The organism is Pseudomonas sp. KH_050 (assembly GCF_057838875.1).
Genome location: NZ_CM174478.1, coordinates 1,429,319 through 1,445,843, shown reverse-complemented (window position 1 = coordinate 1,445,843; position 16,525 = coordinate 1,429,319). Strand labels below are relative to the sequence as shown.

At 57.7% G+C, this 16,525-nt stretch carries 5 protein-coding genes; all 5 read left to right on the top strand.

Going from position 1 to position 16,525, the window contains the following annotated elements:
• The first annotated feature begins 111 nt into the window (after positions 1-111).
• The 5 genes from AC3IUA_RS06630 to AC3IUA_RS06610 all read left to right on the top strand — a co-directional run bounded on the left by AC3IUA_RS06630 (position 112) and on the right by AC3IUA_RS06610 (position 16,317).
• The gene (locus tag AC3IUA_RS06630) at positions 112-3,693 is read left to right on the top strand and encodes a Tc toxin subunit A (protein WP_489359679.1); all 3,582 of its coding nucleotides are present in this window, start codon (positions 112-114) and stop codon (positions 3,691-3,693) included.
• A gap of 27 nt (positions 3,694-3,720) precedes the next feature.
• A complete protein-coding gene (locus AC3IUA_RS06625) occupies positions 3,721-8,523 on the top strand; it encodes a Tc toxin subunit A-related protein (RefSeq protein WP_489359678.1) in 4,803 nt (1,600 codons plus the stop codon).
• Between the two features lie 12 nt (positions 8,524-8,535).
• A complete protein-coding gene (locus AC3IUA_RS06620; RefSeq protein WP_489359677.1) occupies positions 8,536-13,125 on the top strand; it encodes a SpvB/TcaC N-terminal domain-containing protein in 4,590 nt (1,529 codons plus the stop codon).
• A gap of 97 nt (positions 13,126-13,222) precedes the next feature.
• Positions 13,223-14,989: a sensor histidine kinase gene (locus tag AC3IUA_RS06615; protein WP_489359676.1), complete on the top strand. Its 1,767-nt coding sequence runs from the start codon at positions 13,223-13,225 to the stop codon at positions 14,987-14,989.
• A complete protein-coding gene (locus AC3IUA_RS06610; RefSeq protein WP_489359675.1) occupies positions 14,983-16,317 on the top strand; it encodes a sigma-54-dependent transcriptional regulator in 1,335 nt (444 codons plus the stop codon). Before AC3IUA_RS06615 ends, AC3IUA_RS06610 begins: the two co-directional genes overlap by 7 nt.
• Positions 16,318-16,525: the final 208 nt, after the last annotated feature.

Sequence of the window (16,525 nt, the reverse complement as noted above, 5' to 3'; positions counted from 1 at the left end):
AAACACCCATCGAACTGTCAGTTCTGACAGGTTACACACTCTTCGTTTATCGCTAGTTTGAACCTGCCGGGCGTTCCGAAACCGCCCCCCTTCTGGCAGGAGATCGATTAGATGGACGGCGAAAACACTACCCTGATGCACTCCCTGGTCGAGGACGACGGTCGGCCCAAAAAGGGTCATGTCAGTTTCAAGACGGCCATGCAGAAAATGGGGTGCACATCGGTCTTCGACATCATTCGCCTGTCCAGGGCCGAATTCGCTCAGCAACTTGCCAGACTCAGCGATGCCGACGCCAATCGAGCCTATGACAATGCCATGGGTTATGCCCGGCAGATCGCCCGTTTGTACCGGGAACACCAGATCTCCTCCGGCGCTCCCCAACGTCTGGGCCAGCGCACCGGCGTCCGCGCCTTGCTGGACATAGGTCCCGGTTACCAGAAGTTGTTCCAGGAAAACTGGGATGAGTTTTGCAAAGTGGGAGCCCTGGCAGCCATCGACGGGCCGGTGGCCTACCTGAACGCGCTCTATACCTTCATCACCAAGGAACTCGAAGCATCAAGCACCGATGTCAGCAGAGTTTTGTTGGATAAACGCCGCCCGGACATCAAGGACCTGCTGATAAACGAGGAAACCACCAACACGCCCATCCCGATGTTGAATATCGTCAATGAAGTGCTGACCAACAGTATTCAAAGTCACCTGGGCAAAGATATCTACGAAGAACTGGCCAGCCGGCGCTATCCCTTCGAGTTCCCCTACACTCTTTACCATCATCAGTGCCTGCTGGGATTAACCGCGGAGAAACCGGGGCTGGGGGAGTTGAACTATCGCGTCAGTACGTTGCTGCCCCTTACCCAGAAGGCCGATAACGCTTATGGCCAGGTACTTGCCAACCCGCCCGTCGAGGCTCAGCGGTTGTTGTCGGGATTGAGTACAGAACAGCAAAAGTTGCTGACAGAACCCTCTGTGTTCACGACGTTTTATCTTTCAAGTGTCGATCTGGGTATCGGCTGGGCAAGCCCTGGCACCACCTGCATTCAGCCACTCCAAGCCTGGAGCACCTGCTTTCTTTTGCCATTGTCACAATCAGCCATTGGGACTGTGGTACCGCCCGCTGACAAACCTGGAACCGTTGCTGCGGGAACGAACATTGCTCAGGTCAAGTTCCTCAAGGAAGGGGGTACGGTTCCAAAAAATGTGGAGCTGAATTTAAACTCCTACGTTCTGAGCAACGATACGTTCTGGCAGTTTAACTATCCGCATGACGCGACATCCACGAGCACCGGCTCATTTATCAAACTCAAGGAGGCTTTCCCCTCCCCTCCGGAATCGGGTTATAGAGCGACCTTCCATGTCGTTACCAGCACACAAACATCGGGCGTGGCCCAGCAAAGCTTCACCCTCTCGCTGGATGATCACTACACGCTGACGGCTCAGGAAAGTGCCTTTTTTACCGGGCATTACGGCCTCACCGCGACACAGGATCCAACCCTGAACCTGATTGAACTGACAACCTTCATGCAACGGACCAACCTGAACGCCGAACAGGTTGAAGCGCTCCTGTCGCAACGTACGCAACTCCCCCGATTGTCCCCCAACTGCCCAAGCCCCCATCCGCAGCATGAAGGTATGACGGACCCAAAGGATCCGACTAAAAAAATCCTGCCATTCCCTCACGCGTCCCACTATGGCGCCTGTTATGTCAACGGCACCGGGTCTGATTTGTATGACAGTGCCGCTACCTCATTGTATGGGGACACCCATGCAGATCGTTTCGATAACTCGATGGGGCTAGAGGAGGTCAACTACGGTACAGAAGACCACAAAATAATTGTCTGGTACCTGAGCAAAACCTCCCTCAACCGCTTCGACCGCCTGCAACGCATGATTCGCTTGCAACGCTGGACAGGCATTCGCTTCGCCGAACTGGATACGCTGATCATCAGTGCCATGCGGGCCGAAGGCGAACGCAACCTGGGCCTGGAACTCAATACCAACACCCTGCGCGCCCTGGGGGTTTATCGCTACCTGAACCAGCGCTTTGACATCAAACCGGAAGAGTTCGCCGCCCTGCTGCATGACTTGTCACCCTATGCCATCGGCGATCGATTGCCATTGTTCGATCAGGTATTCAACCGGGTGAAGCTGTTCGATACAGCGTTGGTACTGGATCAAACTCCCTTCACTCTGAACAACACGGATGTCCCATCACAGAAAACCCTGCTGCAACTGTGCGCCGGGCTGGGTTTGCAACCGACGGAAGACTCGTTACTGCCGTTCGTCAAACAGACGAATGAACACTTCAAATCGCTGAAGCGCGACCTGACCACGGTAACGTCCATCTACCGACAAGCGCGGATTGCCCGAATGCTCGACCTGTCGCCCGTTGATTTCCTGGCGCTGGTGGATCTGCTTGGAGGTGCTGCCTATAAAACTGCACTGACCACGGGCCTTCTCGCCCCCCGGGATACACCCGCGGATAACACCCCGGACATCCTCGACATCCTGATGCAAATGGTCTGGGCAGTCGACTGGCTCAAGGAAAGCCAGCAAAACGTGCCACAGCTGCGTCAGCTTTCAGGGCTGGGCGTCGACAATGCGCACCCCACCCAAGCGCTGAAAGATAGAGTGACCCGGTTGGTGATGGAGACGCCGACCAGCGTAGTCACCGAACAACAGCTCAAGGCACTGAACCTTCCAGCCAATGAAGATAAGCAGCCCTTATCACGGGGTTATGGCGACGTCATCGACTGGTTCAAATTACTGCAGGACGACAAAGGCACCCCCAAGAAGCCCGTGATCGATGCGCAAGGCCTCGTGTGTCCGCTGCCTTTTACCTCAAGCGATGAAACCTCCACTCAACTCCAGGCTGCAGTAAAAGGCCTGATCGACCCATTGAACCTGAAAGAGCCCGTCAAGCAGAAATGCGTGGAAAAACTCAGTCATCTATTGCTCAAGGCCCACGACCAACAGGCGCACCTGATCGAAGTCCTGTTGCAGGAGATCAGTCAGCTACCGATGGACCGTGCAGTAACAGTTGTGCATTGGGCGCAGACCACGGTGAACGCGCTGCTTAGCGCAGCACTCGGAGTGAAACCAGGACCACAACAACCCATCGACGATGCGAAACTGCTGGCACTGATTACCCTGTTGCAGCCGGTTTTTGGCCATGCCCAAGCCTCCCGGCAGCTGCACCTGAGCAACAACGCCCTGCGGTTGTTCGTGGCTTGCCCGGCATGGCTGGGCATGAGTGACTACCCGGACCCGGCCTCTACCAGCCAACTGTCGCTCGCCAATCTTTACCTGCTCGAACGTTTCACTCACTGGCTCAATACCCAGAAACAGCCCGAAGAGAAGCTCCTGAATTACTTCATCATCGCTAACCCGCCAAAACCACAGCTGAAAAACAAAGCCCTGCGCAAAGCCGTCAACGAAGACACTGCCAACTATCTGGCCACGCTACTGGAATGGGATGCCCAAGAGATAACTGTCCTGAGCAAAACCTTGAATGAAGAACGCGCCCTTTCAATGGGACAGATCGACTGGCTGCGACGTTGCCAGGCCGCCTGTCAAACCGCCGGGCTATCCGCGACCGCTCTAATGCAGGCCACCGCCCTGAACGCAGAAAGCGGGCTCGATAAATGGAAACCGGTCGCAGCAGCAGTCATGGCCGCCAACCACACCCCCCATTAGTCACGTCTGTGCGCTCAAGGAACGATCATGTCCACATCCATCGACAGCCAGCTCAATGAATCCCTGCGCGATGCTCTGGTCGCGCTGTTTCTGCATGTCGTCGTGCCCAACGACGAAACCATCAAAGACCTGAAGCTCGACGACAAAATCAAGACCGCCAACGATATCTACGAGTTCCTGCTCCTGGATGTGCTGGTCAGCCAGAATGTGCCCACCAGCCCGGTGGCCTGCGCCATCGCCAGCCTGCAGCAGTATGTCAACGGCATCCTGATGAATATGGAGCCGGGTTATGAGCAGGCCAGCCTGACGCCTGAGCAAATCAGGAACTGGCGCAATGAGATGCATCAGTACCCGCTCTGGGCGGCCAACCAGGAGTTGAAGCATTTCCCGGCGCTCTATCTGGCCCCTGCTCTGCGGCTGAACAAGACCGATAATTTCCGCCAACTGGAAAACGACATCAACCAAAACCAGATTCAACCCGAGACCGTGCAGACGGCGGTACTGGCGTACCTGGCGCGGTTCGAAGAAATCGCCAACCTGAATGTGCTCAACGGTTATATCGACGGTGAAGACTTCGCCAACAGTATTTATTACTTCATTGCCACGTCCCGCGCCGAGAAAGCCTACTACTGGCGTTCGCTGGATATGCGCCAGCGCAGACCCACTGATCCCAATCGCAAACCCGATGAAGTCCCACCACCACCTAAATCCGATATCCCGGAGCCCGACGCCTGGTCCGACTGGAAACGCGCCAACCTGCCCATTTCGGACAATGCCGTCGAACACTCGATTCGTCCGGTCTGGTTCAATAATCGGTTGTTTGTCGTTTGGGCGGAAATCATTTACCAGGACTCGGCCGCGACGACCCCTCCACCAGGAACAGAAGCGGAGAACACTTCAAAGACCAATCCGCAGTTCCGCTTGAATATCTCCTATAAAAAATACGACAACAGCTGGAGCGCCCCGCAGACCTATCTTCAAGGTTACAGCAATGACAAAAAACTGTCTGAGGCAGACCAGAACCTTGTAAAGCAGTTAACCAACACCATCGCCGTGTATGATCATTCAACTACACCCGAGTCGTTATTTATTGGCTTGTATGTTGGCTATACCCACGGCACTGCAGAAACTGGACTGGAGGATAAATATACGTTCTTGAAGACAGCACGCATCGACAAAAACTTCAACGTTACGCCGATGTTTCCTTCAAATGGAAAGGTACCTAACTCATCAATAAAACCAAATATCATTACTCCAAAAAACAACGATGCCGAGACCCAGGCACATGTTCTGAAAATAGGCCGTCTGTTTGCCCACCAAAATTTCAACCTGGATAGATTTCAGTTTTGGCTACCAAGCTTCATTATCGAGCTCTCCAACATAACAAATTCCCCGACACACTCGAATAAAGACGATTGGAATTATAAAGAAACACAGAAAAACATAGCAGATCTAACCAAAGATATAGACGTCATCTACAACCGACAAAAAGCCACACTCGAAATCACTTCAAAAACAACCAACATTTTCGAAAGCAACACCACGATAGACCTGATGTGTAGCGACAATTCTGGAACTCAACTTTACGAACTAATTTTTATTATCTCTTCTACAGCGCCTATCACAGGACGAGTACAGCTTCTTGAGGGATCAAAACTGACACCTATAAACACCGAATTCTTCATTAATAATAATGGCCACAACTATTATTTTATGACTCACCATGATGATACCCGTCCTCCAGAACTCGAGGACTTGTTAACGGACGCAGGAAGTAGTGAAGGTTGGCTCACAATAGACAATCTGCCCGCTGGCGACGAGTACTCACTCAAAGGGAAAGAAATACCAGGAACAGCGCTGCCGTATTTCAACTCAGGTAAAAAGATTCAACTAACCCTTGTCAAAGGTCACGGTGATAGCGCTCCGGAACTCAGAGCAGAAAAAGTCGCAATCTTCATCGCCGAACCGTTGATCTTCCAACACGTCATCCTGCACCCCAAGGATGCAACAGAGGCCACACCCGAACGCTACGAAGACATGATCGTTTTAGGTCAATCTTCCCCCCAAACCAAGTTATTAGCGGGAGACATTTATAGACTATCGATTAAAATCGACCAAGAAAAAATGCGGCCCGATTGGCCAGGCGACTGGCCAGACAACCCTGCATCCATTCCCTTTATCCACGGCGTGAGCATCAGCAGAGGCCCAGAACCAGGTGAAACGACGGGCAAGCGCTTAGGCGGCGCCCTCAAGGCGATTTCCGTGAATTGGGGAGAAAAAAATCCGGCCGAAGACCAGATTTCCCCAATTATCTGGCATCAGGAAAGCCCATCGCTGGGCAACGCAGAGTCCATTGATTTCTACGGTACTACGATCCACAACAGCGACGGATCTACTACGGTCGAGCGCCCGCCTATCCGCATGAACACCACCTTTGCCCGTCACCTGATCAATCTCGCCGAATCAGGCCTGGACGAACTGCTGACGTGGGGTACACAACAGCTGACAGAGCCTCCAATGCATGCTGAAGGCCATGCAGAAGTCATGGACTTCAATGGTGCCTACGGCCTGTATTTCAGGGAGTTGTTCCTCTACCTGCCCTGGTTGATTGCCGACCGTTTGAACCAGGAACAACAGTACAGCGAGGCCGAGCGCTGGTTGGGCTATGTCTTCGATACTAACCGTAAAAAAGACAGCTCCGGCCGGCCCCCCTACTGGGATGCGGTTCCGTTGGATGACAGCAAAGCGCCGAATGTTCCGACCTGGCCGGCCCTATGGCCAAACGACCCCGATTTTATTGCCCGCAGCGTTCCGGTGCACTTTCGCAAGGCGTTGTACCTGCTGTACCTCGATATCCTGATCAATCGTGGTGATGCGGCGTACCGGCAGCTGACGCCCGACGGCCTGGCTGAAGCCAAGCTCTGGTATGTGCGGGTGCTGGACTTGCTGGGCCAGCGCCCGGACGTGCGAACGGTCGACTCATGGGCACCGATCACGCTCAAGGAGCTGAATGCGGCGAAAAGTCCGCAGCTGCGCGCGTTTGAACAACGGCTGATCGAGCAAGACCAGCGCCGTATCGAAAACCATGCCCTCAGCAACCGTTCGTTCGGTTACTCGGATGTTGTCCCACGGTTGAGCGTGGTTGGCGGTGCTTCGCACACAATGCTCTCGACCACCGACAACCCGCACTTTCGCCTGCCCTTCAATCGTGAGTTGGTCAAATACTGGGATCTGTGTGACAGCCGCCTGTACAACCTGCGACATAACCTCGACATCACTGGCAAGCTGTTGCACCTGCCATTGTTCGCCAAGCCGCTTGACCCGCGAGCCCTGCTGGCAGCCTGGAGTCAGGGCATCTCGGGTGACGGACTTGACCGGTTGCTGACTCCGGACATTCCGCCTTATCGCTTCAGCGTCATGTATGCCCATGCGATGAATGCCGTCGACAGCGTGATCCAGTTCGGCGCCACGCTGCTGTCACTGATCGAGCGCAAGGAGCAGGTCCAGCACCTGGAACTGCAACAGCAGCAAGCCTGGGATATGGCGAAGATTGCCGTAGACCTGCAAACCCAGGCGCTGGTGATCGAGGGGAAAAACAGGGAGGCATTGATTGCCAGCCGGAATGTCGTCAGTGGACGGGTCGTTTTTTATGGGAAGTTGCTGCTTGATGGGGTGAGTTCTGGTGAACAGCAGGCAGCTGACTGGTTTATCCAAAGCAACATTTCGGAAATCGCCGGATACGTAATGCAGGGTATCGGCCACCTTGTGATGGTCCCCCCAAATATTTTTGGGACAGCTGATGGCGGCGCTCGCCTTGAAGGTATCCCCTTTGCTGCACAGGCTGCGGCTCAAGCCTTTGCCACCGGTCAGCGCAATACAGGCCTGGCCCTCGACCGCACCGCCCAATTCGACCGCCGCGCCCAGGAATGGGCACAAGCACTCGATCAGGCAAACACGGAGCAACTCCAACTCGACGCCCAACTCAAGCTCCAGGCCGAGCAGGAAAAAGCCACCCGCCTGCAACTGCGCCAGGCCGAAACCTCACTGACCCAGACCAAAGCCACCTACGATCTGCTCACCAACAGCAACCGCTTTACCAAAGCCCAGACTTACGAATGGCTCAACAGCCAGTTCGCCACCTTCTACTACCAGGCCTACGACGCGACCCAGTCGTTATGCCGTGCTGTCGAAGCTTGCTGGCGCTATGAACGGGCCGATTACAGCAGTCCATCCTTCATCAAACCGGGCGCCTGGAATGCCACCTGGCGCGGCTTGGGCGCCGGCGAGTCCCTGAAGACCAGCCTGCTGCAGCTGCACAGCAAGTACCTGCTGGAAGACGAGCGCGAGCTGGAAATCCGCAAGACCGTGTCGCTGAGCCAGCTCCTGGGGGCAGGCTGGACCGCTGAACTGGCAGGCTTGAAAAGCAACGGCTCGATCGCTTTCAGTCTGCTCAAGGATACGTTCAAGGATGACTACAACGGTCTCTACCTGCGGCGGATCAAAAGCGTCAGCATCTCCCTGCCGGTCGTTGTAGGCCCTTATAAGGACATCCATGGCACGCTGACCCAGGTCAACAACACCATCGAGCTGTACGACAAGTCAGAGCTCAAGGATCGGCGCGCCAACCAACAAGTCGCTCTTTCTACCGGGGTCGATGACAGCGGTGTGTTCAACCTGAACTTCCAGGATGAACGCTACTTGCCCTTCGAGTTCACCGGGCTGATTTCGGAGTGGACACTGGAGCTCGCCAACACCACCCCAGAACAGAAAGCCATGCTCGAGTCCATCACGGACATCATCGTTCATATCCTCTACACAGCCAGAAGATAACGGGAACCCGCCATGAACGAGCAATCTGCGATGGAAATCAACGCCCCATCCCTCCCCAAGGGCGGCGGCGCCATCCAAAGCATCGGCAAGGGCATGGGCCCGGTCGGTGCCACGGGCACGGCCTCGTTCGAGCTCGGGCTGCCCATCTCCCCGGGGCGAGGCTTTGCCCCGGCATTGAGCCTGGGTTACAGCAGCGGCGTGGGCAACAGTCTGTTCGGTATCGGCTTCAGCCTGTCGGTGAATGCCATTACCCGACGCACCCGCAAGGGGGTGCCGACCTATACCGATGCAGACCTGTTCGAAATGCCAGGCGCCAGTGACTTGATGGCGGAACGAGATGGCACTGGCAAGATCATCTCCAGAGAAGAGACCACCTACCTGGACACGACGCTCGGCAAGCATGACGTGGTTCGTTACTGGCCCCGGGTCGAAGGCGCGTTTTCCCTGATCGAACATTGGTCCTCGGCCACTGACAAGCCGGGCTTCTGGCTGATCCACGGCGCCGATGGCAGCCTGCATCTGTTCGGCAAGACCCAGGCCTCACGCCGAGCCGATCCAAACGCGCAAGAACATGTCGGCGTCTGGTTGCTGGACGAGAGTGTGAATCTGCGAGGCGAACACATCGTCTACCAGTACAAGCCCGAAGAGAAACCCGCAGACCCAACGCAGCCCCGTGACTACAGCGCCCAGCGCTACCTGAGCAAGGTGTACTACGGTAACTTCAAGGCCGAGGCGAATCTGTATTCGTGGAAAGCCGATGGCTGGAAAGAGGACCAGTGGCATTTTATTCTGGTGTTCGATTACGGCGAGCGCGACACCGGGTACGCGGCGACGCCAGGCTATGACGGGGCCAATTGGCTCGAACGCGGCGACCCCTTCACCAACTTCGCCTACGGTTTTGAGCTGTGTACCCGGCGCCTTTGCCGGCAGGTGCTGATGTTTCACCGCTTCCCGGAAGAGCCGACGATGGGCCCCGAACCGGTGCTGGTGCAACGCCTGTTGTTCGAGTATCAGCAAAGCCCGTTGGGCTATAACCACCTGAAGGCCGCCCACCACCAAGCCTATGACGCCAAGGGCAAGATGCAAAACCGGCCACCGGTGGAGTTCGCCTATAACCCCTTCGAGCTCAAACCCGACACCTCTGGTTACCATGCCTTTGACGCCATGCCCGGGCTCAATGACGGGCAGCATTATCACCTGGTCGATCTGAACGGCGAGGGCCTGCCGGGGATTTTGTATCAAAGCGACAAGGCCTGGTATTACCGCGCGCCCCTCAGGGCAACCCCTGCAACCCATCCCGATGAAGTGACTTACGCTGACTGGGAACTGCTCCCCAACTTGCCAAATGCCGACAGCAGCAAACCGCTGCGCCAATCCCTCACGGATCTGAACGGTGACGGCCGCCTGGAATGGCTGGTGGCCCGGCCTGGTTACAGCGTGTTCTTCACTCGCAACCCGGACCAGAGTTGGTCGGCTCCTGTCTCCTTCGCTGCCATGCCGACCGAGTTTTTCCATCCGTCGGCGCAACTGGCCGACCTGGTGGGCGACGGCCTGTCCGATCTGGCCATGATCGGCCCCAAGAGCGTGCGGCTGTATGCCAACGGCCGTGAGCAAGGCTTCGAAAAGGGTGTGGACGTACCTCACATTCCGGACGACCGGTTGCCCCTGCACGGCAACTCACAGACCGAACTGGTGGCGTTCGCCGACCTGCTCGGCAGCGGCCAGCAACACCTGATCCGCATCCGCTACAACGAAGTGTGGTGCTGGCCAAACCTGGGCCGGGGGGTGTTCGGTGAAGGTTTTCTGTTTTCCACGTTGAGTGGTTTTGATTACAGCACCTTCAACGCCTCATACATTCAGTTGGCAGATCTGGACGGTTCGGGTGCTGTAGATCTGATCTACCTGACGAGCGATCACGCACTGATCTTCATGAACCGCTGCGGCACGGGTTTCGAGAAAATACCGGTCGAGCTGCCTTGGCCCGAAGGTGTGCGTTACGACCGTTTCTGTCAGGTCAGCCTCGCGGATCTGCATGGGCTTGGCTGTTCCAGCCTGATTCTGACCGTGCCGCACATGTCGCCGCGGCACTGGCACTACGATTTCGTCAGTGCCAAACCCTACTTGCTCAGCAGCACCAACAACAATATGGGCGCCGCCGGCAGCGTCAGTTATCGCAGCTCCGCGCAAGAGTGGCTGGATGAAAAGCAACGCTTGCTGGCCGAGAATAAACCTGCGGTCTCGTACCTGCCGTTCCCCGTACACGTTGTCAGCCAACAGACCCAGTTCGACGAGATTACCGGCAACCGGCTGACCCAGGGGTTCCAGTACCTTGGAGGCTATTACGACGGCACCGAGCGTGAATTTCGCGGATTTGCCATAGTGTTGGCCACCGATACCGAAACCCCGAGCCATGAGGCACTTGCAGAGGGATACACCGCTGCCATCCTGACCCGGACCCGGTTTCACACCGGTCAGTATCTGGACATGCCCGGCGATGACGATTTCAGCCGCGACGCCGAGATCCACCCGCTTAAAGGCCATGTCTACACTCGCTACCATCATCAGGACGAGGCCGATCAGGTCATCAAAAATCCCACCCCTGACCAGGCACGGGAAATAGCCCGTACCCTCAGTGGCTCAGTGCTGTGTATGGAGGTTTATGCCGCGGCAGACGTTGCAGCCAACCCCAAGACCGCTGTGCCCTACACCGTGCAGCACAGCCGTTATCTGGTGCGTGAACTGCGCGGCTTGACGCCAGACGTGATCCCGCCCCAGCCCTACTCGGTGATGCTGCCACTGCCCCTTGAATCCATCAGCTACCAGTACGAGCACTACCCCGATGCCCCCGATCACTTCGACCCACTGTGCCAGCACAGCCTCAACCTGAGTCGGGATCGCAAAGGTCACCTCACCCATGGCGTGACGATTGCCTATGGGCGACGCAAGACCGACCAGGACACACCACCGTTCACTGATACTTACCAGCAAACCTGGTGGCGTGACGCTCATGACAAAGCACAGCAATATCACTACCTGGCTGAAACCCTGGCCGATTACATCCACCTCGACGAGAAAGAACAGAACTGGCAAGGCTGGCGCCTGGGCCTGCCTTATCGCCAGCGCGGCAATGCCCTGGTGGTGAGCAAGGAGGACGGACCCAAGCCGTTCCTCATTTGCTGGGAATCCTTCGGCGAAGGCAGTACCTACAACCCGCTTGACCCACAACATCCAAACGTCGATCGGATGTTGGCGGGGATGTCCGTGCAACGTTACAAAGACGCGAAAACCGGTGACACACTGGACGACGGTACCGCTCGTTTCGATGCTCTGCCCGACTACACCGAAACGGCCGAACTGGATGAAGGCGCCTTGAAGGCTTACGAGGTTCTGCCACCCGCGGAGCGTCCGGACGATGCGAAATTCAAAGCCATCGGCTACCACGAAATGCCGGCTTTTTTTCCAGACGACGCAACGATCAAGCTCTGGTCGGTCAAACGTGGCTTCGCCAAACACGGCGGGCTGGATACGTTCTACAACGTCCAGAGCTTCCAGGCGACCAAGAGCCATGGCATTACCAGCGTCGCCTACGACGGTTACTACCTGCTGAGCACCGCGATCACCTTGCCCGACGGCTGCAAGACCCATGTCGAGCAGGTCGACTATCGCACCGGCCAGCCCGCCCGCATCGTCGACCCGAACGCAAACTCTCGGGAAGCCTGCTACGGCGCTTTCGGGCAGCTGTTCGCCACCAGCTTTTATGGCACCGAGTGGGACAGTTCGATTGGCGGTGTAAAAGCGGTCGGTTTCGACCCCATCGACACCTACCAACGGCCCGAGGTCGACAGCCCGGCCTGGGCTATCGAGCATAAAAAGGACGCCCTGCTCAATGCTGCCACGGCGACCTTCGAAGACTCGTTCAGCTGGATGGGCTGCATCCCGGAGCCCGAAAAGCAAAACCCGCAGTGGCTCAAACAATGGGTGGATCAAGGTGACCTGCTTGTGCCTGACTACTGCATACGGGCCTCGGCTCGAATCCGCCTGGAAAACCTCAAAAACCCGACACCGGCAGACCTGAAGTTGCAAGCGCTGATCGAGGCTGCACAACGCGAACCCGTGCATGCCACCACCCTACAGGCCGATCGCTACCCCTACGACCCCGAGGAGGAGAAACAATTTCGCTGCACCATCACCTGCTGGGACGGTTTCGGGCGGGCGTTGCAAACCAAGCAGGAAGTCGAGCCAGGCAAAGCCTATGTGGTCGACGAAAACGGCAACTTGAAACTTGATGACCAGGGCAACCCGCTGCAAGCAGAAGCAGCGCGCCGCTGGCGGGTCAGCGAACGACAGGAATACAACAACAAAGGGCTGGCCATCCGGGTCTATCGACCCTATTTCGCCGACCTGTACCGTTACATCAATGATGAATCGTTCAGAAAGCACGGCTACCACGACAAACAGTTCTATGACGCCCCCGGCCGGCCCACCGAAACCTGGCTCGCCAATGGCTGGATGCGGCGGATGACCTACTGCAACTGGTACAACATCAGCGAAGACGAAAACGATACGCAAGAAGAGGTTGAGGCCCGAAAAAACAGCCACTAGCAAGGCACGCAATGAGTGCAGCCCTACGAGGAGGCAGCTGGCGCAAGATAGTCTCATGCTATCTTGCGCCTCCTAATCATCGGCCTGACTTCCGCCCATGCTCCCAACGTCCCGCACCCTGCGTCTGACGCTCTACACCCTGCTGATCATTGCCGGCGCCGCACTCGCGGCCGGCTTGGCCGTGCGTCACACCGAGCGCCAGGCCCTGGTGGACGACGCCGCCCTCGCCAGCGAACAACTGGCGCTGTATGCCAATTCCCTGCACACGCTGATCGAACGTTATCGTGCCTTGCCCGCCGTGCTGGCGCTGGATCCGCAGTTGAGCAGCGCATTGAAGGGCCCGGTGAGCCGCGAGCAGCAAGACGCTCTGAATCGCAATCTGGAGAAAATCAACGGTGCCGCCCAGTCTTCGACCCTGGAACTGCTCGATCGCACCGGCCTGGCCGTGGCCGCCAGTAACTGGCGCCTGCCGAGCAGTTATGTCGGTCACAATTACGGCTTTCGCCCGTATTTCAGCCAGACCCGCAGTCAGGGCAGCGGACGTTTTTACGCCGTCGGCGTGACCAGCGGCATTCCCGGGTACTTCCTGTCCAGCGCGGTGACCAGTGAAAGCGGCGAGTTTCTCGGCGCGATGGTGGTGAAACTGGAGTTCCCCGAACTTGAGCGCGAATGGCGTCAGGGCAGCGACACTCTGCTGGTCAGCGATGCCCGTGGCATCGTGTTCATCGCCAATCAGCCTGGCTGGCGGTATCGCCTGTTGCAGCCACTGTCGGAACATGACCGGGCAGAGCTCAAAGCCACCCGCCAATACGACAAGCAACCGCTGACCCCACTCGAATACCGCGCCGTGCGGCACTTCGACGAGAACAGTTCCCTGACCCGTGTCGAGGGACCGGACGGTACTGCGGATTATTTGTGGGAATCACTGCCACTGACCGCCGAAGGCTGGACCCTGCACCTGCTGCGCCGCCCGCAAGTCGCGTTTGAAGACAGCCGTAACGCCGGGCTGGCCGCGGCCGGGTTATGGCTGACGCTGGTGTTCCTGCTGCTGTTTCTCAACCAGCGCTGGCGCCTGGCCCGGATGCGGCAGCGCAGCCGCGAAGAACTTGAAAAGCTGGTGGAAGAACGCACCCGCGACTTGCGCACCGCTCAGGACGGCCTGGTGCAGTCCGCCAAACTCGCCGCCCTGGGGCAGATGTCCGCCGCGCTGGCCCATGAAATCAACCAGCCGCTGACCGCGCAACGCATGCAGTTGGCCACGCTGCGCTTGCTGCTGAATCACGGTCGGATAGACGACGCTTATAAAGCCCTCGGCCCGCTGGATGACCTGCTGACGCGCATGGCCGCCCTCACCGGTCATCTCAAGACCTTTGCCCGCAAGAGCCCCAGCGGTTTGCGCGAGCGCCTGGACCTGGCGGCGGTAGTCGACCAATCCTTGCACTTGCTCGACGCGCGCATGCGCGATGAACATGTCAGCAGCGTGCTGCACCTGACCCGCCCGGCGTGGGTCCGAGGCGATGCGATTCGTCTGGAGCAGGTGCTGATCAACCTGCTGCGCAATGCCCTCGATGCGATGCGCGACAAACCGCTCAAGCGCCTGGAAATCCGCATCGAGGCTGATCAACATGTGTGGCGGCTGACTGTTGCCGACAGCGGCGGCGGTATTAGCGATGAGCATCTGGCGAATGTGTTCGACCCGTTTTTCACCACCAAACCGGTGGGTGACGGTCTCGGTCTGGGGCTGGCGGTGTCGTATGCCATCGTCCACGAACACGGCGGGCGCCTGAGTGCCGGCAATCGTCCGGGCGGCGCGATCTTCACCATGACCCTGCCTATCGCTCTGGAGGTACAAAGCCCATGTTGAACTCGGTGATTGTGGTCGACGATGAAGCCAGTATCCGCAGCGCCGTGGAGCAGTGGCTGAGTCTCTCGGGTTTTGTGGTGCAACTGTTCAGCCGCGCCGAAGAGTGCCTGGCGCAACTGCCGAGGGATTTTCCCGGGGTGATTCTCAGTGACGTGCGTATGCCCGGCATGAGCGGCCTGGAACTGCTGGGCAAGGTCCGGGCGCTGGACCCTGACCTGCCGCTGATCCTGCTCACTGGCCATGGCGACGTGCCAATGGCCGTTGAAGCAATGCGCGATGGCGCCTACGACTTCCTGGAAAAACCCTTCAGCCCCGAAACCTTGCTTGGCAGCCTGCGTCGGGCGCTGGACAAACGTCGGCTGGTATTGGAAAACCGCGCGTTGCATGAGCAGGCCGATAACCGCGCCAAACTCGATGCCAGCCTGCTGGGGGTTTCCCGTGGGCTACAGACCTTGCGCCGACAGGTGCTGGACCTCGCGGCGTTGCCGGTCAACGTGCTGATCCGTGGCGAAACCGGCAGCGGCAAAGAGCTGGTCGCCCGTTGCCTGCACGATTTCGGTCCGCGCGCCGACAAGCCTTTTGTCGCGCTGAACTGCGCGGCGATCCCCGAGCAGTTGTTCGAAGCCGAGCTGTTCGGCCATGAAAGCGGCGCCTTTACCGGCGCTCAGGGCAAGCGTATCGGCAAGCTTGAATACGCCGACGGTGGCACGCTGTTTCTCGATGAGATCGAAAGCATGCCGCTGGCCCAGCAAGTCAAGCTGCTAAGGGTGTTGCAGGAGCAGAAGCTTGAACGACTGGGGTCGAACCAGAGCATCCGGGTTGATTTGCGGATCATCGCCGCGACCAAACCTGATCTGCTGGATGAGGCCCGCGCCGGACGTTTTCGCGAAGACCTGGCCTATCGGCTGAACGTCGCTGAATTGCGCCTGCCACCGTTGCGCGAACGCCGTGAAGATATTCCGCTGTTGTTCGAACATTTTGCCCACAGCGCTGCCGAGCGTCTGGGGCGCAGTTTCCCGCCTTTGAGCGGTCCGCAACTGAGCCGCCTGCTCAGCCACGACTGGCCGGGCAATGTCCGCGAACTGGCGAACGTCGCCGAGCGTCAGGTGTTGGGGCTCGGTGAGCCGGAACCGGACGGCATCGAACCCGGCCAGTCCCTCGCCGCGCAGCAGGAGGCCTTCGAAGCCCATTGCCTCAGGGCGGCACTGACCCGGCACAAGGGCGATATCAAGGCAGTGCTCGTCGAGTTGCAACTGCCGCGGCGGACTTTCAATGAAAAGATGCAGCGCCATGGGTTGGTACGGGAGATGTTTTTGAAGGAGGAGTGATTTGCCTCCAACAGATCAAAAGATCGTCCGAACGCGGCCCGAACCTTCGGCAGCAATTCCACGAATGAATGATGATCCACGTAGGAGCTGCCGAAGGCTGCGATCTTTTCCAGAGAGCGCCACAATAGGCGACTTTCCGCTCATGCCCACCCCTCCAACAAGCGGATTTCCGCTCACCAATCCCCTGCAACCCCTCTAAACCAACCCT